Source organism: Caulobacter sp. FWC2, assembly GCF_002742625.1.
Classification (GTDB): domain Bacteria; phylum Pseudomonadota; class Alphaproteobacteria; order Caulobacterales; family Caulobacteraceae; genus Caulobacter.
This window is the reverse complement of sequence record NZ_PEBF01000001.1, coordinates 5148929-5168327: the sequence shown is the minus strand read 5'-3', so window position 1 is coordinate 5168327 and position 19399 is coordinate 5148929. Positions and strand designations below refer to the sequence as shown.

The 19399-nt window shown below is 67.5% G+C and carries 21 protein-coding genes; 12 read left to right on the top strand and 9 right to left on the bottom strand.

The window, feature by feature from the left end:
• Nucleotides 1-89: 89 nt before the first annotated feature.
• Nucleotides 90-1055, bottom strand: a complete 966-nt coding sequence (locus CSW62_RS24375; protein WP_099582050.1) for a quinone oxidoreductase — start codon at nucleotides 1053-1055, stop codon at nucleotides 90-92.
• Nucleotides 1055-1750: a dienelactone hydrolase family protein gene (locus CSW62_RS24370; RefSeq protein WP_099582049.1), complete on the bottom strand. Its 696-nt coding sequence runs from the start codon at nucleotides 1748-1750 to the stop codon at nucleotides 1055-1057. Before CSW62_RS24370 ends, CSW62_RS24375 begins: the two co-directional genes overlap by 1 nt.
• A gap of 126 nt (nucleotides 1751-1876) precedes the next feature.
• Here CSW62_RS24370 and CSW62_RS24365 point away from each other — a divergent pair, with 126 nt between their 5' ends.
• The 6 genes from CSW62_RS24365 (at nucleotide 1877) to CSW62_RS24340 (ending at nucleotide 7879) form a co-directional block, all read left to right on the top strand.
• Nucleotides 1877-2122, top strand: coding sequence for a DUF6489 family protein (locus tag CSW62_RS24365; protein ID WP_099582048.1), 246 nt, complete (start codon nucleotides 1877-1879; stop codon nucleotides 2120-2122).
• A 3-nt stretch (nucleotides 2123-2125) separates the two neighbouring features.
• The gene (gene mnmE, locus CSW62_RS24360) at nucleotides 2126-3466 is read left to right on the top strand and encodes a tRNA uridine-5-carboxymethylaminomethyl(34) synthesis GTPase MnmE (protein WP_099582047.1); all 1341 of its coding nucleotides are present in this window, start codon (nucleotides 2126-2128) and stop codon (nucleotides 3464-3466) included.
• Between the two features lie 170 nt (nucleotides 3467-3636).
• Nucleotides 3637-5493 carry a tRNA uridine-5-carboxymethylaminomethyl(34) synthesis enzyme MnmG gene (mnmG, locus tag CSW62_RS24355; protein ID WP_199170690.1) on the top strand — a complete coding sequence of 619 codons (1857 nt, stop codon included), beginning with the start codon at nucleotides 3637-3639 and terminating at the stop codon, nucleotides 5491-5493.
• Nucleotides 5483-6133, top strand: coding sequence for a 16S rRNA (guanine(527)-N(7))-methyltransferase RsmG (gene rsmG / locus CSW62_RS24350; RefSeq protein WP_099582045.1), 651 nt, complete (start codon nucleotides 5483-5485; stop codon nucleotides 6131-6133). Before mnmG ends, rsmG begins: the two co-directional genes overlap by 11 nt.
• Nucleotides 6123-6926: a ParA family protein gene (locus CSW62_RS24345; protein WP_099582044.1), complete on the top strand. Its 804-nt coding sequence runs from the start codon at nucleotides 6123-6125 to the stop codon at nucleotides 6924-6926. Before rsmG ends, CSW62_RS24345 begins: the two co-directional genes overlap by 11 nt.
• Before the next feature lie 41 nt (nucleotides 6927-6967).
• Nucleotides 6968-7879 carry a ParB/RepB/Spo0J family partition protein gene (locus tag CSW62_RS24340; RefSeq protein WP_099582043.1) on the top strand — a complete coding sequence of 304 codons (912 nt, stop codon included), beginning with the start codon at nucleotides 6968-6970 and terminating at the stop codon, nucleotides 7877-7879.
• A gap of 218 nt (nucleotides 7880-8097) precedes the next feature.
• Here CSW62_RS24340 and holA read toward each other — a convergent pair whose 3' ends face one another.
• The 4 genes from holA to CSW62_RS24320 all read right to left on the bottom strand — a co-directional run bounded on the left by holA (nucleotide 8098) and on the right by CSW62_RS24320 (nucleotide 13036).
• Complete coding sequence (gene holA, locus CSW62_RS24335) at nucleotides 8098-9150, bottom strand: DNA polymerase III subunit delta (RefSeq protein WP_099582042.1); 1053 nt, start codon at nucleotides 9148-9150, stop codon at nucleotides 8098-8100.
• 6 nt (nucleotides 9151-9156) lie between these two features.
• Nucleotides 9157-9666, bottom strand: coding sequence for an LPS assembly lipoprotein LptE (gene lptE, locus CSW62_RS24330; protein ID WP_099582041.1), 510 nt, complete (start codon nucleotides 9664-9666; stop codon nucleotides 9157-9159).
• 17 nt (nucleotides 9667-9683) lie between these two features.
• A complete protein-coding gene (leuS, locus tag CSW62_RS24325) occupies nucleotides 9684-12284 on the bottom strand; it encodes a leucine--tRNA ligase (RefSeq protein WP_099582040.1) in 2601 nt (866 codons plus the stop codon).
• Nucleotides 12285-12508: 224 nt separating this feature from the next.
• Nucleotides 12509-13036: a DUF3576 domain-containing protein gene (locus CSW62_RS24320; protein WP_099582039.1), complete on the bottom strand. Its 528-nt coding sequence runs from the start codon at nucleotides 13034-13036 to the stop codon at nucleotides 12509-12511.
• A gap of 252 nt (nucleotides 13037-13288) precedes the next feature.
• On the opposite strand from CSW62_RS24320, the gene CSW62_RS24315 reads away from it, so the two are divergent.
• Nucleotides 13289-13699 carry an NtrZ family periplasmic regulatory protein gene (locus tag CSW62_RS24315; RefSeq protein ID WP_199170689.1) on the top strand — a complete coding sequence of 137 codons (411 nt, stop codon included), beginning with the start codon at nucleotides 13289-13291 and terminating at the stop codon, nucleotides 13697-13699.
• A gap of 30 nt (nucleotides 13700-13729) precedes the next feature.
• Here the strand turns inward: CSW62_RS24315 and CSW62_RS24310 are convergent, their stop codons facing one another.
• Complete coding sequence (locus CSW62_RS24310) at nucleotides 13730-14335, bottom strand: thiamine phosphate synthase (protein ID WP_233206808.1); 606 nt, start codon at nucleotides 14333-14335, stop codon at nucleotides 13730-13732.
• A 33-nt stretch (nucleotides 14336-14368) separates the two neighbouring features.
• On the opposite strand from CSW62_RS24310, the gene CSW62_RS24305 reads away from it, so the two are divergent.
• Complete coding sequence (locus CSW62_RS24305) at nucleotides 14369-15016, top strand: YggS family pyridoxal phosphate-dependent enzyme (RefSeq protein WP_099582036.1); 648 nt, start codon at nucleotides 14369-14371, stop codon at nucleotides 15014-15016.
• Here CSW62_RS24305 and CSW62_RS24300 read toward each other — a convergent pair.
• Nucleotides 15013-15522 (bottom strand): L,D-transpeptidase, encoded by a 510-nt coding sequence (locus tag CSW62_RS24300; protein WP_099582035.1) that lies wholly within the window; start codon nucleotides 15520-15522, stop codon nucleotides 15013-15015. The genes CSW62_RS24305 and CSW62_RS24300 overlap by 4 nt on opposite strands.
• Before the next feature lie 74 nt (nucleotides 15523-15596).
• Here CSW62_RS24300 and CSW62_RS24295 point away from each other — a divergent pair, with 74 nt between their 5' ends.
• Complete coding sequence (locus tag CSW62_RS24295) at nucleotides 15597-16283, top strand: response regulator transcription factor (protein ID WP_199170741.1); 687 nt, start codon at nucleotides 15597-15599, stop codon at nucleotides 16281-16283.
• A gap of 75 nt (nucleotides 16284-16358) precedes the next feature.
• Here the strand turns inward: CSW62_RS24295 and secB are convergent, their stop codons facing one another.
• The gene (secB, locus tag CSW62_RS24290) at nucleotides 16359-16862 is read right to left on the bottom strand and encodes a protein-export chaperone SecB (protein ID WP_099582033.1); all 504 of its coding nucleotides are present in this window, start codon (nucleotides 16860-16862) and stop codon (nucleotides 16359-16361) included.
• A 144-nt stretch (nucleotides 16863-17006) separates the two neighbouring features.
• Here secB and timA point away from each other — a divergent pair, with 144 nt between their 5' ends.
• From timA to CSW62_RS24275, 3 genes are read left to right on the top strand one after another with little or no spacing between them, the layout of a single operon-like run.
• Nucleotides 17007-17612 (top strand): TIM44-related membrane protein TimA, encoded by a 606-nt coding sequence (timA, locus tag CSW62_RS24285; RefSeq protein ID WP_099582032.1) that lies wholly within the window; start codon nucleotides 17007-17009, stop codon nucleotides 17610-17612.
• Nucleotides 17612-18784, top strand: a complete 1173-nt coding sequence (locus CSW62_RS24280; protein WP_099582031.1) for a murein transglycosylase A — start codon at nucleotides 17612-17614, stop codon at nucleotides 18782-18784. Before timA ends, CSW62_RS24280 begins: the two co-directional genes overlap by 1 nt.
• 1 nt (nucleotide 18785) lies before the next feature.
• Complete coding sequence (locus CSW62_RS24275; protein WP_099582030.1) at nucleotides 18786-19367, top strand: Smr/MutS family protein; 582 nt, start codon at nucleotides 18786-18788, stop codon at nucleotides 19365-19367.
• Nucleotides 19368-19399: the final 32 nt, after the last annotated feature.

The following is a 19399-nucleotide window of genomic DNA, read 5'->3' as shown; positions in this document are numbered from 1 at the left end:
ACAGACTCAGTACAGATACGAGAAAGGCCCCGGTGTTACCCGGGGCCTTTTTTATTGGCCGTACTAGGTTGGTCGGGCCGGGGTCGGCCCTACGGTATGAGCAGGGTGGCGCCAGTCGTACGGCGGCCCTCCAGGGCTTCGTGCGCCGCCTTGGCTTCCGACAGCGGGAAGGTCTGGCCGATGTCGATCTTCACCGCGCCGGAACCGATGATGTCGAACAGCGCCTGAGCGCTTTCATCCAGTTCCTCGGTCGTGGCGATATAGTCGAACAGCCGGGGACGGGTCACGAACAGCGACTTGCCCGACAGCTCCAGCGGCGCGAAGGGGGGCGCGGGACCCGAGGCGTTGCCGAAGGTCACGAGCATCCCGCGTTTGGCCAGGCTCTTGAAGCTGGCGTCCCAGGTGTCCTTGCCGACGCCGTCATAGACGACGGCCACGCCCTTGCCGCCGGTGATCTCGGCGACCCGAGCGGCGACATCTTCTTGGCCGTAGTCGATCACGTGGTCCGCGCCGAGTTGGCGGGCGAGGGCGAGCTTGGCCTCGCCGCCGGCGGTGGCGATCACCGTCGCGCCCAGGGCCTTGCACCACTGCACCAGGATCTGGCCGACGCCGCCGGCCGCCGCGTGAACCAGAACGAGGTCGCCGTGTTTCACGTGGAAACACCGGCGGACCAGGAACTCGGCGGTCATGCCCTTGAGCAGGACGGCGGCCGCGGTCTCCAGGCTGACGCCGTCGGGGACCTTCACCGCCCGCTCGGCCGGGACAGCCGACGCTTCGCTATAGGCGCCCATGGTCCCGTTGTAGGCGACGCGGTCGCCCACGTGGAACCGCGTGACGCCATCGCCCACCGCCTCGACCGTTCCCGCCGCCTCGAGCCCGATAACCGCCGGCATCTTCAGCGGGTAGAGGCCCGAGCGGTGATAGGTGTCGATATAGTTCAGACCGACGGCCTGGTGACGCACAAGGATCTGCCCGGCGGCAGGCGAGGGGACCGGAAGCTCGACAGCTTCCAGCACCTCTGGGCCGCCGGTGCGGACGGCCTGGATCGCGAGCATCAGGCCAGGGCCTTCTGGAAGAAGGTCAGGCTGCGGCCGTTGGCCTTGGCCGCGTCTGCGGCGTCATAGTGCGCGCCGCCCTCGCGCGCGAACGCATGGTCGCGGCCGGCGTAGGTGTGCAGCTCGATCTGCGGGTGATCCTTCAGGGCGCTCAGGATCAGCTGCTGGGCTTCCGGCGGGACGAACTGGTCCTTCTCGGCGATGTGCATCAGCAGGGGATGGGTCAGCTTCTCGGCCTCGTTCACGTGCTTTTCGATACCGACGCCGTAGTAGGAAACGCTGGCGTCGACATCGGTGCGGGTGGCGGTCAGGAAGGCCAGCAGGCCGCCCAGACAGTAGCCGACCGCGCCGACCTTGCCGCTGACGCCCGGCAGCGCCCGCGCCTTGCTGATGGTGGCGGCGATATCGTTCACGCCGGCGTCCACGTCGAAGGCGTTGAACAGTTCGAAGGCGCGCTTCCACTCGGCTTCGGACTGGTCGGTGATGTCGATGCCGGGCTCGATCCGCCAGAACAGGTCGGGCACGATCGCCACATAGCCCTGGGCCGCCAGGCCGTCGGCGATGTCGCGCATCACCTTGTTGACGCCAAAGATCTCCTGGATGACGACGATGGCCGGCGCGCTCTCGGCCTTGGGCCGGGCGACATAGGCCGTGAAGTCGCCATCGGGCGTGGTGATCGTGAGGGTCTCACTCATCGAAGATCTCCGTCCTAACTGGTGTCTCAAGTCAGACCGATGTGACTTTCGACCAAAGCGCTCTAACCTGTACCGACGGGCCTTGGCCCATAACAATATCGTGCCCTGCCCGAAGGGAACCTCCGCATGAAGATGACCATCGAGATCGACTGCACCCCCGTCGAAGCCCGAAGCTTTCTGGGCCTGCCCGACGTCAGCGCCCTGAACGAGCATCTGGTCAAGGAGATGCAGAACCGCATGGACGCCAACATGGCCATGCTGGCGCCCGAAGAGCTGATGAAGAACTGGATGGCGTTCGGCACAGGCGCCCAGGAGCAGTTCCGCAAGCTGATGACCGCAGCAGCGGGCGCGGCGGCCGGCAAGCGCGACTAGGCCATGACGGATACGATCTTCGCGCCCGCCACCGCGGCGGGGCGCGCAGCTGTGGCCGTCGTGCGGGTCTCGGGCCCGGCGACCTTGTCCGTGGTCGAGTCTCTGGTGGGGAGGGCGCCCACGCCGCGGACGGCGGCGCTGCGCACCCTCCGCCACGGTGGGATGGAGCTCGATGAGGCGCTCGTCCTGCGCTTCGAGGCGCCGGCCAGCTATACCGGCGAGGACAGCGCCGAGTTTCACGTGCACGGCGGCCGCGCTGTCGTGGAGGCCTTGCTCGCGGCGCTGTCGGATCTGGGCCTGCGCCTGGCAGAGCCAGGCGAGTTCACGCGGCGGGCCTTCGAGAACGGAAAGCTGGATCTGGCCCAGGCCGAAGGTGTCGCCGACCTGATCGACGCCGAGACCGAGGCCCAGCGGAAGCAGGCGCTCGGTCAGGTCGGCGGGGCGCTCAGCCAGCGTTATGACCGCTGGCGCGACCTGTTGATCCAGTCCCTGGCCATGCTGGAAGCGGCCGTCGACTTCCCCGACGAGGACCTGCCCGAAGAGGTCGCCGAGCGCGCACGCCCTGGCCTGCGAACCTTGAGCGCCGAGCTCGACGCGGCGCTGGCCGACGTGGAAAGGGGCCGGCGCGTGCGCGATGGCTTCCGCATCGCCCTGGTCGGCGCGCCGAACGCGGGAAAGAGCACCTTGTTGAATGGCCTGGTCGAGCGGGAGGCGGCGATCGTGACGGACACGCCGGGTACGACCCGGGACGTCATCGAGGTCCCGCTGGTGCTCGCCGGCTACAAGGTCCTGGTCGCCGACACAGCCGGCCTTCGCGAGACAGCAGACGCCATTGAGGCTGAAGGCGTCCGCCGCGCGAGGGCCTGGGCTGAAGAAGCCGACCTAAGGCTTTGGGTGGTCGATGGGTTTCACGTGAAACATGCGGTGAAGCTTGAAGAGGCGGTTCGGCTTGGCGATTGGCTGGTCTTGAATAAGGCCGACATTGCGGAGGGTTCTGCGCTGGATCAAGCCGAGGCCCTTTGGTCCGGAGAGGGGCTGAAGGTCCTCCGTCTCTCGGCCCATTCGGTGGAGGCGATGAGCGACATGCGCGAGGCGCTCTCCAGCCACGTCGCCGATGCCCTATCAGGCGCCGAGTTTCCGGCGGCGACTCGCCTGCGCCATGCGGAGCGTTTGCGAGAGGCTCAGGGATATCTTGCTCGGGCCCTTTCAGAGGTGGGTCTGGAAGTCGAACTGGCCGCTGAAGACGTCCGCCTTGCCGCTCGGGCGCTTGAGAAGATCACGGGAAGGGTCGACCCCGAGGACGTTCTCGGCCGCGTCTTTTCGACCTTCTGCATCGGCAAGTGATGTTCCACGTGAAACCTCCCCTATATTATCCACAGGGCGCTCACAGTTGCGGCGGGGGTGTTTCACGTGAAACGCCATGGAGTCACATCGACCCGCTCGCCTAGTTGGCGTATAGGTCGAGTCCAACGCCCCCGCAGCGATCCGGGGGCGTTCGCATTGAGGCGAATCTTTTGTCCGATACCTGGGATGTCATTGTCATCGGCGGCGGTCACGCCGGCTGCGAGGCGGCGGCCGCGTCTGCGCGCGCTGGCGCGCGCACCTTGCTGCTGACCCACAAGCTGGAAACCATCGGCGAGATGTCCTGCAACCCGGCCATTGGTGGCCTGGGCAAGGGCCATCTGGTGCGCGAGATCGACGCTCTGGACGGCGTCATGGGCCGGATGGCCGACAAGGGCGGCATCCAGTTCCGGATGCTGAACCGCTCTAAGGGTCCGGCCGTTCGCGGCCCTCGCGCCCAGATCGACCGCGAGCTCTATCGCGAGGCCATGCAGGCTGAGCTGGCTGCCACCAAAAACCTCGACATCATCGCCGCCGCCGCCGAGGACCTGATCGTCGAGGACGGTAAGGTCGCTGGCGCGATTGACGGGGCAGGGCGGTCGTATCGGGCGCCACGTGTAATCCTCACGACCGGCACCTTCCTGAAGGGCGTCATCCACCTGGGCGAGACCCGGATTCCCGCCGGCCGTGTCGGCGATGAGCCGGCGATCGGCCTGGCGGATCGGCTCTATGGTCTTGGCTTCCAGATGGGCCGCCTGAAGACCGGCACGCCCGCGCGCTTGGATGGCGCGACCATCGCTTGGGACCGGCTGGAGATGCAGCCCGGCGATGACGAGCCCGTGCCTTTCTCGTTCCTGAATGACCGCATCGACACGCCCCAGATCGCCTGTGGCATCACCTTCACCACGGCGCAGACCCACCAGATCATCGCGGACCGGCTGAGCGAGTCTCTGGTCTATGGCGGTCGCGCCACGGGGATCGGTCCACGCTATTGCCCGTCGATCGAGGACAAGGTCGTCCGCTTCGCCGACAAGACCAGCCACCAGGTGTTCCTGGAGCCGGAGGGCTTGGATGACACAACGGTCTATCCGAACGGCATTTCCACGTCGGTTTCGGAAGAGACCCAACTCCTGTTCCTGCGCACAATCCCAGGCCTGGAGGCCGTCGAGGTCAAGCGCTACGGCTATGCGATCGAATATGACTATGTCGATCCGCGCGAGCTTTACGCCACGCTGGAGACCAAGCGCCTGCCGGGTCTCTACCTCGCTGGCCAGATCAACGGCACCACCGGTTATGAAGAGGCCGGCGCTCAGGGCCTGGTGGCGGGGCTGAACGCGGCGCTGGCCGAAAAGGGCAGGGAGCCCGCCGTCTTCGCGAGGGACGAGGCCTATATCGGCGTGATGATTGACGACCTTGTCACCCGGGGCGTCACCGAGCCGTATCGCATGTTCACCAGCCGGGCCGAGTTCCGCCTCACCCTGCGCGCCGACAACGCCGACCAGCGTCTGACCGATCGTGGGATCGCGCTGGGCGTGGTGGGCGAGCGCCGCGCTTTGGCCTGGGCCGAAAAGAAGGCGCGGCTGGAAGCGGCCCGCGCCTTTGCGCGTTCTGTGACACTGACCCCGAACGAGGCCGTGAAGGCCGGGTTCAAGGTCAACAGCGATGGCGTCCGCCGCGACCTGTTCGCCATGCTGGCCTATCCCGACGTGACGCTGGATGATCTTGGCGCTGTGTGGCCCGAGGTTTTCACGTGGAACACCGACGTCCGCGAGCAGATCGAGATCGAGGCCGCCTATGCCGGCTATCTCGACCGTCAGCGCGCCGACGCCGAGTCGCTGCGCAAGGACGAGGACCTGCGGCTCCCTGCGGATCTCGACTATGCCGACATCGGCAGTCTCTCCAACGAGGTCCGCGAGAAGCTGGTCCGCGTGCGTCCCATGACCCTGGGCCAGGCGGCTCGTATCGAGGGCGTGACCCCCGGCGCGCTGACCGCGCTGCTGGCCCATGTGAGGCGCAGCCGTGCAGCCTGAAGCCGTGACCGTTGAACCGCAGGCGCTCGATGCGTCTGGTTACCAGGCCCTTACCGGCGTCTCGGACGCCCAGCTCGCAGACCTGGCGCGCTTCCAGACGCTGCTGGCCGAATGGAACGCGGTGATGAACCTGGTCGGCCCGCTGACCATCGCCACCTACTGGACCCGCCACGCCTTGGACAGTTCTCAGCTCCTGGCCCTGGCTCCGGAGGCCCGAACCTGGGCTGACCTCGGCGCGGGCGCCGGTCTGCCCGGGGTGGTGCTGGCCATACTTCTGAAGGGCCAGGACAACGCCAAGGTCCACCTCGTCGAGAGCATGGCCAAGCGTTGCCGCTTTCTCGAGGTGGCGGCCCAGGCCCTGGACCTGCCTGTCGAGATCCACAATGTCCGCGCCGAAGAGCTGAAGCTGAAGGTCGATGTGGTCACCGCCCGCGCCTGCGCGCCCATGACCCGGCTGCTCGGCTTCGCCGAACCCTATCTCTATCGCGGCGCCACCGGCCTCTTCCTCAAGGGTCAGGACGTCGCGACTGAACTGACCGAGGCCCGCAAGGCCTGGTCGTTCGCCAGTGAGCTGCTCCCCAGCCAAAGCGACCCCCGTGGCCGCGTCGTCCAAGTGAAGAGGCTTTCCCGTGTCCGCTAATCCTCTCCGCGTCTTCGCCATCGCCAACCAGAAGGGCGGCGTCGGCAAGACCACGACCGCCATCAACCTGGGCACCGCCCTGGCCGCCTGCGGTGAGCGCGTACTGCTGATCGACGCCGACCCGCAGGGCAACTGCTCGACCGGCCTGGGCATCACCCGCATCCAGCGCCGGACCACGCTCTATGACGTGCTGATGGGCGAGTCGCCGGTGGTCGACGCGGCGGTGAAGACGGAACTGCCGGGGCTGGACGTCATACCGGCCGACGCCGACCTGTCGGGCATCGAGATCGAACTGGGTCAGACCGCCCGTCGGTCCTACCGCCTGCGCGACGCGCTCGAGGCCATCCGCGCCAATGGGCCGTACACCTATGTGCTGATCGACTGCCCGCCGTCGCTGAATGTCCTGACCGTCAACGCCATGACCGCCGCCGACGCGGTGTTCGTGCCGCTGCAGTGTGAGTTCTTCGCCCTGGAAGGCCTGACCCAGCTGATGCGGACCATCGAGCGCATCCGGGGCAGCCTCAATCCACGCCTGGAGATCCAGGGCGTGGTGCTGACCATGTACGATCGCCGCAACAGCCTTTCCGAGCAGGTGGCCCGCGACGTCCGCGAATATTTCGGCGACAAGGTCTATGACGCGGTCATACCGCGAAATGTCCGCGTCTCGGAGGCGCCGTCGTTCGGCAAGCCCGTGCTGCTGTACGACCTGAAATGCGCTGGCAGCCAGGCCTACCTGAAACTGGCCCGCGAAGTGATCAGCCGCGAGCGCGATCGCCAGGCCCAGGCCGCCTAGGCTCTTTTACGAACAACGATCCGAACGAGTACGAGAAGAAGATGGAGTCCGTAGTGGCTGAACCGAGTGGTTCCGAGGGGCGTCGTGGTCTGGGGCGGGGTCTGTCCGCCTTGCTGGGCGAGGTCGAGAACGCGCCGGCCCGGACCCCCGGCGATAGTGCGCCCGGCTCGCGTGAAGCGCCGATCGAGATCCTGAAGCGCAATCCCGACCAGCCGCGCCGCACCTTCCGAGAGGATGACCTGGAGGACCTGTCCAACTCGATCCGCGAGAAGGGCGTCCTGCAGCCGATCCTGGTCCGTCCGGCGCCGGGTGCGCCGGGCGAATATCAGATCGTCGCCGGCGAACGCCGCTGGCGCGCCGCCCAGCGCGCGGGCCTGCGCACCGTGCCGATCATGGTGCGCGAACTTGACGACCTGGCGGTGCTGGAAATCGGCATCATCGAGAACGTCCAGCGCGCCGACCTGAACGTCCTGGAAGAAGCGCTCTCCTACAAGGTGCTGATGGAGAAGTTCGAGCGCACCCAGGACGCCATCGCCCAGACCATCGGCAAGAGCCGCAGCCACGTCGCCAACACCATGCGTCTGCTGGCCCTACCGGACGAGGTGCAGTCCTACCTGGTCAGCGGCGAGCTGTCGGCCGGTCATGCCCGCGCCATCGCCGCGGCGGCCGACCCGGTGGCCCTGGCCAAGCAAATCATCGACGGCGGCCTGTCGGTCCGCGAGACCGAGGCCCTGGCCCGCAAGACGCCGAACGCGACGCCGAGCAAAAACAAGGGCGGTCGTCCGCCGCGCGTGAAGGATACCGACACCCAGGCCCTTGAGGCCGACCTGTCGTCGGTGCTCGGCCTTGATGTCGCCATCGACCATCGCGGCTCGACCGGGACCCTGACCATCACCTACGCCACGCTCGAACAGCTCGACGACCTGTGCAATCGGCTGACGCGCGGGGTGTGATCAGTCGCACCTAAAAGCGTGCGGATGAGCGCGTTTCAGGGCTCCTGAAAATCGCCTCTGTCGCGCACGAAACGGCGCCTTTCCGTACGCGGGGAGGCGCCGTTTTCGTGAGAGGAGGGCGGTTCACAGCGATTTCCGCCACAAGCCCTTATCTCGTAAGGCTTTCTCAATAAGCATCCACAGGCGCGCAAAGGGCCCGTTTTCGGGCCTTTTCGGGCCTACAGCCCCAGCCGCCTTGCGCGACCCGCGATCATCAGCGCCAGGCGCTCGGAGATCAGCTGGTCGGGCGAGCCGGAGGTCTTGCAGGCGCGGTCGGCGTTGAGGACCTCGCCCTGGATCTCGAGAATGGCCTCCAGGTTCCAGGCGCGGGCCTGGCGCAGGAACTCGCGCTCCTGTTTCCAGAACACGCCCGAGGCCTTGGCGGCCGCCTGAAGGTCGACGCCATTCTTGTGCAGGGTCAGAACCCGGCGCAGACGGCCCAGATAGTAGCCGATGGCCCGGACGGCGGCTGAACCGCCTTCGCCCTCCGCCGCAGCGCGACGCAGGGCCTGCTGGGCGGGGCCGGCCCTGCCACCGAACGCATCGGCGGCGGCGTCGCTGAGCGAAGCTTCCGGCTCGACGCCCAGAAAGTCGGTCAAGTCGGCGGCGGTCGCGGTGACGCCGCTGTTGGGACCAAGATAGAGCGCCAGGCGCTCGATCTCGGCGCGGGCCACGCCGCGCTCCTTGGGCAGGCGTGAAACGAATAGGTCCAGCGCCTCGCTGTTGAGCCCCACCTTGTCGTTAGCCAGGGTGTCGCGCGTCAGGCGGGCCAGGTCGCCAGCCTCGTCCTCGTAGCAGGGAATGACGGCGCAGCCGTTAGCCTTCTCGCCGACCTTGCGCAGCTGGGAGTCGCGGCCCAAGGCCCCGGCCTCGACCAGGAAGAAGGCGTCGGGATTGAGCTTACCCTCGACATGGCGGGTCAGGGCCTCGGCGGCCTGCTTGTCCGGTCCGGCCTTCTCGCCGGCCAGGCGCAGGCGCACCAGGCGGCGGCCGCCCATCAGCGACATGGCCGACAGCTCGTCTTCCAGCTTGGCCGGATCGGCGTCCAGGTCGCTGTCGGTCAGCATGGCGGTGTCGAACGGGTCGTCGGGACGCTCGACGATGCGCTTGGCCAGGGCGTTGGCGCGATCACGCACGACGCCCCGGTCCTTGCCGTAGAGCACCACCGCCCGGATGTCCGGGGTCGGCTCCCTCAGGAAGCGTTCGACGTCCGGACGCTTGGAGAGGATCATGACTCGCTAGGCCGCCGGCTTCTTCTTGCCCGCCGCCAGCCAGGTGGCGAGATCCAGCTGGATCTTGCGGGCCGCTTCGGTCGCCGCCCGTTCCTGGCCGTCGTTCTGGGCCGCGATGGCCGCGTAGGGCTGGTCGGCGGAGTCGTAGGTCACCGACACGTCGGTCTTGCCGTTGGTGGCTTCCTTGCCGCTCTTGGCGTCCATCAGGCGCCAGTCGACGGTCATCCGCAGCTCGTAGCGGTTGGCGACATTGTCGAGGCGCACGCCGCGGGCGAAACGGAACTCCTTGACCGAGAAGTACAGCTTGTAGACCGCCGGATCGCCCTGCTTGTGGCCCAGGGCGTCGTCCAGCTGCTCGCGCAGCAGGTAGCCGCCCCGCCCTTCGGCCGCGACGGTCTCGATGCTGGTGAGACCGCCCTCGACCCCGGGACGGCCGTACAGCGGTGTGAAGCCGGCGCAGGCCGAAAGGGCGAGGGTCGAGAGCGCTATCGCGCCAGCCGCCAGGGTGCGTTTCATAGAGGTCCCTTGGGGTCTCAATTGGCCACGATGTTGACGATGCGGTCCTTGACCACGATCACCTTGCGGACGGTGACGCCCTCAAGGTGGGCCAGGACGTTCGGATCCGCCAGAGCGATTTTCTGGACCTCGTCTTCAGCCGCGCCGGCCTTGACCTTGATCTCGCCGCGACGCTTGCCGTTGATCTGAATCGGCAGGACGCGCTCGTCATCCGCGGCCAGGGCCGGGTCGGCCTTGGGCCAGGGCGCGTTGACGACCATGCCCTCGCCGCCGATCGAGGCCCAGGCTTCTTCGGCCAGGTGAGGCGTGAACGGGGCGACCAGGCGGGCGAGGATGTTCAGGGCTTCCTTGCGGGCCGCCAGCACACCCTGCGACGCGGGAGTCCCGTCCCCATTGGCAGCCGGAGCGGCCTTCAGGGCGTTCAGGAACTCGTACAAGCGCGCCACGCCGCTGTTGAAGCGGAAGCCCTCGATGCTGTCGGTGACGAAGCCGATCAGTTTGTGGGCCGCCTTGCGCAGGGCCACGGCCGCTTCGTCGCTGTCGTCATGGGCGAAGTCGCCGGCCGGCTGGCTGTCGAACTCGTTCCACAGACGGTGCGTGAAGCGCCAGGAGCCTTCGACGCCCGAATTGGTCCACTGGACGTCGCGTTCGGGCGGGCTGTCGCTCATCACGAACAGGCGCGCGCTATCGACGCCGTAGGCCTCGAAGATGTCCTCGGGGGCGACGACGTTCTTCTTGGACTTCGACATCTTCTCGATGTCGCCGATGATGATCGGGGCGCCCGTCGTGGCGTGGACTGCCGAGCGGTTATTGCCCTCGACGGTGATGCGGATGTCCGACGGTTCCACCCACTCGCCGGCCTCGTTCTTGTAGGCCTCGTGGGTGACCATGCCCTGGGTAAACAGGCCCGCGAACGGCTCCTCGACCGACAGCAGGTTCTCGTCCTTCAGGGCGCGGGTGATGAAGCGCGCGTACAGCAGGTGCAGGATCGCGTGCTCGACGCCGCCGATATACTGGTCGACCGGCAGCCAGTGGTCGGCCGCGTCCTTGCCCACCGGCTCGTCCGCGTGGGTGTCGGCGAAGCGGGCGAAGTACCAGCTGGAGTCGATGAACGTATCCAGCGTGTCGGTTTCACGCTCGGCCTTGCCGCCGCACGACGGGCAGGCCGTGTGACGCCAGGTCGGGTGACGCAGCAGCGGATTGCCCGGCTTGTCGAAGGTGACATCCTCGGGCAGGGCGACCGGCAGCTGGTTTTCCGGCACGGGCACGACGCCGCAGGCCTGGCAGTGGATCACCGGGATCGGGCAACCCCAGTAGCGCTGGCGCGAGATGCCCCAGTCGCGCAGGCGATAGACCGTCGCGCCCTCGCCCTGGCCGGCCGCCTCGATCCGCGACACGGCCTCGGCCTTGGCGGTCTCGACGTCCATGCCGTCCAGGAATTCCGAATTGAAGATCTTGCCGGGGCCGACATAGGCCTCCTTGCCGACCTGGAAGGTCGCCGGATCCTCGCCGTTGGGCAGGACGACGGGCTTCACCGGCTGGTCGTACTTGCGGGCGAAGTCCAGGTCGCGCTGGTCGTGGGCCGGGCAGGCGAAGATCGCGCCGGTGCCGTAGTCCATCAGGATGAAGTTGGCGATCCAGACGGGCAGGGTAATCGACGGATCCAGCGGGTGCTTGACCCGCAGGCCGGTGTCGTAGCCCAGCTTCTCGGCGCTCTCGATCTCGGCTTCCGAGGTGCCGCCCTTGCGGCAGTCGGCGATGAACTGCTGGATCTCGGGATTTTCGATCGCCAGGCGCTCGGCCAGCGGATGCTCGGGCGCGATGCCGACGAAGCTGGCGCCGAACAGGGTGTCGGGACGGGTGGTGTAGACCTCCAGCCCCTCGGCCATGCCGTCGGGCGCCTCGCCGTCAAAGGCGAACTTGAAGCGCAGGCCCTTGGAGCGACCGATCCAGTTCTCCTGCATCAGGCGAACCTTGTCGGGCCAGCGGTCCAGGGTCTTCAGGCCGTCGATCAGGGCGTCGGCGTAGTCGGTGATGCGCAGGAACCACTGAGTCAGCTTTCGCTTCTCGACCGTGGCGCCCGAGCGCCAGCCCTTGCCGTCGATGACCTGCTCGTTGGCCAGGACGGTCATGTCGACCGGGTCCCAGTTGACCGAGGCTTCCTTGCGATAGACCAGGCCGCGCTTCAGCAGGCGCAGGAACCAGGCCTGCTGCTTGCCATAGTATTCCGGGTCGCAGGTGGCGAACTCGCGCGACCAGTCGACCGAAATGCCCAGCGACTTCAGCTGCTCGCGCATGGCGGCGATGTTGTCGTAGGTCCAGCCCTTGGGATGGACGCCGCGCTCCATGGCCGCGTTCTCGGCCGGCATGCCGAAGGCGTCCCAGCCCATCGGGTGCAGGACGTTGAAACCTTGCGCGCGCTTGTAGCGGGCCACCACGTCGCCCATGGCGTAGTTGCGGACGTGGCCCATGTGGATGCGGCCCGACGGATACGGGAACATCTCGAGCACGTAGTATTTCGGACGGCCGTCGTTGATCTCGCCGGTCTTGAAGACGTCGGCCTTCGCCCAGGCTTCACGCCACTTGGGCTCGGTGTCTTTGGGATTGTAGCGGGCCATCGGGAACCAGGTCTTGGATGCGGAAAGACGCCCCAGGCGCGTGATAGCCGAAAGTGTAAGCGGTTTCGGCGGCCATCACGCGCCCGAGTTTTAAAATCGGAGCCTGCTAAGGCAGGCACCGCGCGCGTCCGCGACAAGGTAAGCGGTTTCGCGAGCGGAGCGCGCTGGAAATATAAGGTGTCACCAGGGTTCTCGCCGCTATGGCGAGAACCCCTGGAGGGGCCTTAGCCCTTGATGTTCGAAAGTCGAAGCTGACGAGCGCGGGTCAGGATCGCGTTCTCGAGGTCAGTCGAGGTCTGGTCGGCGACCGGAGCATCGACCCAGGCGCCGTTCACGTCCTTGGACTGCTTGAACACCGTGACGTTCAGGCCGTCGGCGCGCAGGCGCGTATCCAGGATATAGACCGTGGCCTTGAAGCGCTCGGCCGGGGTTTCCGGGTTCACGTACCAGTCGGTGATGATCACGCCGCCGTACGGATCGGCCGAGGCCAGCGGCATGAAGGCCAGGGTGTCGAGGCTGGCGCGCCACAGATAGCCGTTGACGCCAATCGAGCCTTCAGACGCCGGAGCCTTGCTGCCGCCGCCAAAGCGCTTGAACGGGTTGAGGCCCGGCTCGTCGCTTTGGGTCGAGAACGTCTTCGGGGGCTTGTTGCTGGCGCATGCGGTCATGCCCAGCATCGACAGAGCCAGGACGCCCGCGGCGAAGCCGCGCATCACAGACCCACGTTCAAACGCCATAGTACCTCGCTCCAATATTTCGCGGGCGCTCGCGCGCACCCAGGCGCGCCCCCGCGGCCGGGAGCCGGTCTATAGCATGGCTGCGCCGCCTCAAAACAGGAATCGCGTGACCTGGGGGCAACAGCACTCGATTGAATCGCCCAATTTGGCGCCGGGTGCGACCGAAGCGAGGTTGACCGCGTTCTGCTCCAGCCTTTAATCGCAATGTAAGGGGCTCGTTCCTACATGGGATGGGTGGGGATAACAGAGTATGGGCGGCGAGTGGTGATGACCGCGACGCGTTTCTTTCTGGCGGGGACCGCCGCGCTGATCCTGACGGGATCGGCGTCGATGGCGTTCGCCCAGGCCAAGCCGCATGCGGTTACTCCCGATTTCTCGGTCAAGAACGACTTCACCAGCGCCGCCGCCGGCGTCCAGTATCCTCAGGATGACAAGCGCACCCTGCGTTGGGACGCAAAGAAGGGCCGCTGGGGCCTGAAGCTGGACCTCGACCAGCCGTCCAGCCGTGAAATGCAAATGCAGGACGTCCAGGCCGGCGCCTATTTCAAGGTGACCCCGTCGATCCGCGTCGGCGGCGCCGTCAGCCTGGGTGAATCCAACCCGGCCCTGGCTGCCCGCAAGGCCCAGCAGCCCGATCAGGCCCCGCGCGTCCGCCTCGAGACCGCGTTCAAGTTCTAAGCGCTGGCAAGTTCTAAGCTTCGGCGAGTTCTAGGAACCGGCCAGAGCTTCGACCGCCGCGATCCCGACAATTCCGCTGCCGATCAGCTGCGAGACCGTGCGCGCGCGTATGCCGCCCAGGGCGTAGACCGGCAGCGACGTCGCCGCGACCAGACCCTTCAATTCCTCCACGCCAAGAGGTTCGCCGGCTGACGGACTGTTGCTGGGGAAGACCGGCGAGACGACGACCGCGTCGGCGCCTGCGCGTTCGGCCGCCCTCAGCGCCTCGCTGTCGTGGGCCGCGATGGTGATCAGCCAGCGGGCATATTCGGCGCGCAGGCGGGGAATCTCGGTCGAAGCCCGCTGAGGCATATGCAGGCCGTCCGCGCGGATGCCCTCGGCCAGGCCCGGATGCGCGCCGGCCAGCAGCAGCAGCCCGCGTTCGGTGGCGATGGTCCGCAGACGGCGACCGCGCTCAATTGCGTCCTCCGCGCCGAACGCCCGGTAGACGATGCCCGCGCCGGCCGGCAGGCGCTCGGCGACGGCCTCCGGGTTCGGAACACGCTCGGGATCGGTGAAGAATAGCAGGCCGGGCAGGGTCCGGCCCCGCACGGTCCTTGGCGGAAAGGCCGCCGCCGCACTAGACAGGACTTCCAGCTCGCTCACGTTTCCGTCCAAGGCCGCCCCGCGATGTCACACGCTCTCATTCAGATCCAGGACCGCATCGCCGCCGCCGAGGCGCGCGCCGGGCGACCGGCGGGTTCGGTGACATTGGTGGCGGTGTCCAAGACCCAACCCTGGGAGCATATCGCGCCCGTGCTGGACGCGGTACAGAAAGTCTATGGCGAGAACCGCGTGCAGGAGGCCATGGAGCGTTGGGGGCAGCGGCGCCTGGGTCTTGAGCTGCGCCTGATCGGTCCCCTGCAGACCAACAAGGCCCGCGAAGCGGTCGGTTTCTTCGACGTGATCGAGACTTTGGACCGCGACAGGCTGGCCCGCGTGCTGGCCGAGGAGATCCAGCGCGCCGGTAAGGCTCCGCGCCTCTACGTCCAGGTCAATATCGGCGAGGAAGAACAGAAGGCCGGGATCGCCCCCGCCGAGGCAGACGCCTTCATCAAGGCTTGCCGCGAGACCTATGGCCTGACGATCGAGGGTCTCATGTGCATTCCGCCCGTTGGCGCTGATCCCGCGCCGCATTTCGCGTCCTTGCGGGCCATCGCCGAGCGCAACGGCGTCGAGAAGCTGTCGATGGGCATGAGCGACGACTTCGAGGTCGCCATCGCCGAGGGGGCGACGTCGGTGCGGGTGGGCTCGGCGATTTTCGGATCGCGGACCTAGTCGGCGACGATCTCGACCGCATCACCCGGCTTGGCGACCGCAAGCAGCGCCTCCAGATCCGGTCGCGCGAGGGCTACGCAGCCTTCGGTGCCCGGATAGCCGTCGCGGGCCAAGTGCATGAAGATCGCCGAGCCCATGCCTGGCACGGGCGGACGGTCGTTGTGACCGAGGATCACCACCAGGTCGTAGACATTGTCGTCGCGCCACATCCGCTCTGCGCTGGCCGGATAGGGCAGCAGGACGGGGCGGTTGTAGTTCGGATCGCCCGGCGCATCGCACCAGCCGTCGTCGGGGCGAGTGGCGTGGAGGGGCAGGGCGGTCTTGGGCCCCCCTCTGTAGACGTCGGGTCGATACCAGACCTCGCGCATCACCCAGGTTCCGGTCGGGCTCTTGTTGTCGCCCTCGCGTTTGTCGGTGGCGGCGATCGCGCCGGCCTTGCCGATCGCGCAGCGCAGCATCTGCCCGTTCAGCTCGAAGCGGCCATCGGCATGGGCTCGGAACAGCATCGGCGGACGACTCCTCGACTTAAGGCCGCGCTCGGGGTTGTCCCCGAGGGCCGCAGCGGTGCATGTTCCGCCTTATGGCGCAACGCAAGACGCTTCTGCTGATCGACGACGACGAGGACCTGCGCGGCGCCTTGGCCGAGCAATTGGCCTTGCACGAGGAATTCGCCGTGGCCGAGGCCTCGACGGCCGGCGAAGGCGTGAAGATGTCGCGCGAGGTCAAGCCGGACCTGATCCTGCTAGATGTCGACCTGCCGGACATGGACGGCCGCGAGGCCTGCCGCCTGATGCGCAAGAACGGGGTCACGGCCCCGGTCATCATGCTGACGGCCGCGGCCAGCGACAGCGACACGATCCTGGGCCTGGAGTCCGGCGCCAACGACTATGTCACCAAGCCTTTCCGCTTCGGCGTGCTGCTGGCCCGCATCCGCGCCCAGCTGCGGGTCTACGAGGCCTCGGAAGATGCGCTGTTCCGCATCGGTCCCTACGAGTTCCGCCCCTCCGCCAAGCTGCTGGTCGACGAGAAGCAGAAGAAGGTGCGGCTGACCGAGAAGGAAACCAACATCCTCAAGTACCTCTATCGCGCCGGTTCCAAGCCCGTGTCGCGCGAGGAGCTGCTGACCGAGGTCTGGGGTTACAACGCCGGGGTCACCACCCACACGCTGGAGACCCACGTCTATCGTCTGCGCCAGAAGATCGAGCCGGATCCGGCCATGGCGCGGATCCTGATCACCGAGATGGGCGGTTACCGCCTCCAGCCGTAGCGACAAAGAAAAGGCCCGGTCAGCGATGACCGGGCCTGTTCATTTCAGCGATCGCGCCCCAAAAGGGGGATGATCTCAGGCGTTGCCGGCCACTTGACCTTCGGCCTGAGCCTTGCGCGCGGCGTAGACGCCGGCGAAGTCGATCGGGTCGATCAGGAAGGGCGGGAAGCCGCCTTCGGCCGTGACGTCCGAGATCAGGCGACGGGCGTACGGGAACAGGAAGCGCGGGCACTCAATCAGCAGCACCGGCTCGAGATCGGCCTCGGGGACGCCCTCGATGTGGAACAGACCGCCGTAGACGACTTCGACGTGGAACACGGCTTGTTCGTCGCGCAGGGCGCGGGCCGAAAGCTTCAGGTCCACTTCGAACAGGCCGTCCGGACGACCGCGGGCGTTCATCTCGACGCCCATGTCGATCTGCGGCTGGGCCGCGCCCGCGCGCAGGCTGTCCGGCGCCAGCGGGTTCTCGAACGAGAAGTCACGAACGAACTGGGCCAGGATACGGATGCCCGATTGCGCGACGGCGTTGTCGTCCGAAGTCGCCTCGGGGGCGCCATTGGGGGCGGTGGTGTCGGTCATTAGGATAAAATCCGTAATCGGCGTCTAAAACGCCTAAGAAAGGTGGGCGCTGCTACCATGGGGGCCACTCCGGCGCAACGTTAGGCGCCTGACGGGTGAGCGCGTCTCGCCTATATATAAATGACATCCTGGGCTCAAAGCCCGTTGCCGGACCTTGAAGTGCTCCAGATCCTGTTCCTCGCCGCGATCGCCGCCGTCGTCCTGTACCAGCTGTACGCCACCTTGGGGCGTCGCACTGGTCGTCAGCCCGAGGACGTGGTGACGGCCCAGCCCGGCGCCGCCCCGGTTCCGACCGAGACGCACCCGATCCTCCGCACCGAGGGCCTGGCGGCCCTGAAGTCCAAGCAGCCCGACTTCGACCCGACCAAGTTCCTGGCCGGCGCCCGCTCGGCCTATGAGCAGATCGTCAAGGCCTATGCCGAGGGCGACCGCGAGACGCTGAAGCCGCTTCTGGCCTCCGACGTCATGGACAATTTCGAGCAGGCCATGGCCGCGCGCGAGACGGCTGGCCGCAGCGAGAAGGTCGAGTTCCTGACCCCGCCGCGCCTTGACCTGGAGAAGATCGACGTGGTCGGCGACCTGGCCAAGGCCGTGGTGCGGATCCTGGCCGAGGTGCGCACCCGCACCAAGGACGAGCGCGGCGAGGGCGTCGACGATCGACGCACCGCCGAGCTCTGGACCTTCGAGCGCGAGGTCAAGAGCGCCAATCCCAACTGGCGCCTGGCCTTCGTGGCCGCCGCCGAGGCGTAATGATCAATATCCGTCGCGTCCCGACCGCCTTCGCCTCCGTGGCTCTGGCGGTCCTGCTGCTGAGCGCCTGCGCCAGCACGACGACCACCCAGCCGCCCGCCGCGACCGGGCCGACCGTCCCGCCGCCGACGACCGCCGCCACGCGGCCATCGCCCTCGACCCCCGCAGCGACGGCGCTGTCGTTCGCCAGCCTGGCGGGCTGGGCCGAAGAGGACCATGTGGCGGCCCTCGACGCCTTCCGCGCCGGCTGCGGCGTCGCCAAGGATCCGGCCATGGCTCGCGTCTGCGGTCTGGCTCGCAATGCCGCCGTCCTCGACGAGCCCGGCGCTCGGGCGTTCCTGGAAGCCAATTTCCGGGTCGAGCCGGTCGGCGACGAGGGTCTGCTCACCGCCTATTTCGCCCCGCAATACGAGGCGCGGATGTCGCGCAACGCCGAGTTCACTGTCCCGGTGCGCGGCCTGCCGGCCGATCTCGTGGTGCTGGACCTGGGGGCCTTCGAACCTGGCTTCGTCGGCAAGATGATCACCGGCCACGTCGAGGGCCCGACCTTCGTCCCCTATCCCGATCGCGCGACGATCGAGGCGACGCCGACCGACAAACCCCTGGCCTGGATGCGGCCGGAGGAGCTGTTCTTCCTGCAGATCCAGGGCTCGGGCGTGCTGGTCCTGCCCGACGGTCGCCGGGTCAGGGCGGTGTTCGCCGGGACCAATGGCAAGCCGTTCGTCGGGATCGCCAACGCCATGCGCGACAAGGGCCTGCTGCCCGACAACAACACCTCGGGCGACGCCATTCGGACCTGGCTGGCCGAGCATCGCGGGCCAGAAGCCGACGCGATCATGCAGCTGAACCCGCGCTATGTGTTCTTCCGGACGCTACCCGATGACGGCAAGGAGCCCGTCGGCTCGGCCGGCGTGCCGCTGCCGCCCGGCCGGGCGATCGCCATCGACCCCAGCCGCCACGCCATGGGCGAACTCTACTGGCTGGACGCCGCCGCGCCGAAGCTGGCGGGCGCCTTCCCGGCCTATCGCCGCCTGGTGGTGACGCTGGATACCGGCGGGGCGATCAAGGGCGATGTCCGCGCCGATCTCTACATGGGAACGGGCGCGGCCGCCGGGGCCGAGGCCGGGCGCGTGCGCCACGCCCTGCGCCTGTACCGGCTCGTTCCCCAGTAGGATGGCCAAGAAGCCGCCGCCATCCCAAGCAAAGACGGGGCCTGAGGACGACCGCCGCCTCTGGAAGCTCGTCGCCTCGACAGTGACGCCGCGCGCGCCGGAAAAGCCCGAGAAGATGCGGTCCAAGGCGCGGATACGGCCGGTGAAGAGCGCGACGGCGATCCCGGTGGAACAGCCGACCCACCTGGCCTCGATCGCCCCGCTGCGGGTGGCCCCCGAGGAGCTCAAGCCGGCCCCTGCCAAGGCCCTGAAGGCCCCCGCCCAGCGTATCGAGCCCAACCGCAAGCGCCGCATCGCCAAGGAACACGACCCCATCGGCGCGCGACTCGACATGCACGGCCTCGACCAGGATCAAGCGCGGGCGACGCTGGAGGGGTTCATCCGCCGCGCCTATGACGACCGCCATCGCGCGGTGCTGATCATCACCGGCAAGGGCAGGGTTGGCCACGGGGTGCTGAAACAGCGCACGCCGGAATGGCTGGCCGGTCCGGCCGTGCGCGACATGATCGCCGGGGTCTCCACCGCCGACCAGCGGCACGGCGGCGACGGCGCGCTCTATGTGGCGCTGAAACGGAAGGGCTGATCCGTCGCCCCGTCCTTGCCACGATCGTCTCG

What these genes read in the sequence shown, in the direction of transcription:
- secB (WP_099582033.1), bottom strand. Translation starts at nt 16,862, where the DNA reads ATGACCGACACCACCGCCCCCAATGGCGCCCCCGAGGCGACTTCGGAC.
- CSW62_RS24365 (WP_099582048.1), top strand. Translation starts at nt 1,877, where the DNA reads ATGAAGATGACCATCGAGATCGACTGCACCCCCGTCGAAGCCCGAAGC.
- CSW62_RS24370 (WP_099582049.1), bottom strand. Translation starts at nt 1,750, where the DNA reads ATGAGTGAGACCCTCACGATCACCACGCCCGATGGCGACTTCACGGCC.
- mnmE (WP_099582047.1), top strand. Translation starts at nt 2,126, where the DNA reads ATGACGGATACGATCTTCGCGCCCGCCACCGCGGCGGGGCGCGCAGCT.
- CSW62_RS24340 (WP_099582043.1), top strand. Translation starts at nt 6,968, where the DNA reads ATGGAGTCCGTAGTGGCTGAACCGAGTGGTTCCGAGGGGCGTCGTGGT.
- CSW62_RS24300 (WP_099582035.1), bottom strand. Translation starts at nt 15,522, where the DNA reads ATGCTGTTCCGAGCCCATGCCGATGGCCGCTTCGAGCTGAACGGGCAG.
- CSW62_RS24295 (WP_199170741.1), top strand. Translation starts at nt 15,597, where the DNA reads ATGGCGCAACGCAAGACGCTTCTGCTGATCGACGACGACGAGGACCTG.
- CSW62_RS24315 (WP_199170689.1), top strand. Translation starts at nt 13,289, where the DNA reads ATGACCGCGACGCGTTTCTTTCTGGCGGGGACCGCCGCGCTGATCCTG.
- leuS (WP_099582040.1), bottom strand. Translation starts at nt 12,284, where the DNA reads ATGGCCCGCTACAATCCCAAAGACACCGAGCCCAAGTGGCGTGAAGCC.
- holA (WP_099582042.1), bottom strand. Translation starts at nt 9,150, where the DNA reads ATGATCCTCTCCAAGCGTCCGGACGTCGAACGCTTCCTGAGGGAGCCG.
- lptE (WP_099582041.1), bottom strand. Translation starts at nt 9,666, where the DNA reads ATGAAACGCACCCTGGCGGCTGGCGCGATAGCGCTCTCGACCCTCGCC.
- CSW62_RS24375 (WP_099582050.1), bottom strand. Translation starts at nt 1,055, where the DNA reads ATGCTCGCGATCCAGGCCGTCCGCACCGGCGGCCCAGAGGTGCTGGAA.
- CSW62_RS24275 (WP_099582030.1), top strand. Translation starts at nt 18,786, where the DNA reads ATGGCCAAGAAGCCGCCGCCATCCCAAGCAAAGACGGGGCCTGAGGAC.
- CSW62_RS24280 (WP_099582031.1), top strand. Translation starts at nt 17,612, where the DNA reads ATGATCAATATCCGTCGCGTCCCGACCGCCTTCGCCTCCGTGGCTCTG.
- CSW62_RS24305 (WP_099582036.1), top strand. Translation starts at nt 14,369, where the DNA reads ATGTCACACGCTCTCATTCAGATCCAGGACCGCATCGCCGCCGCCGAG.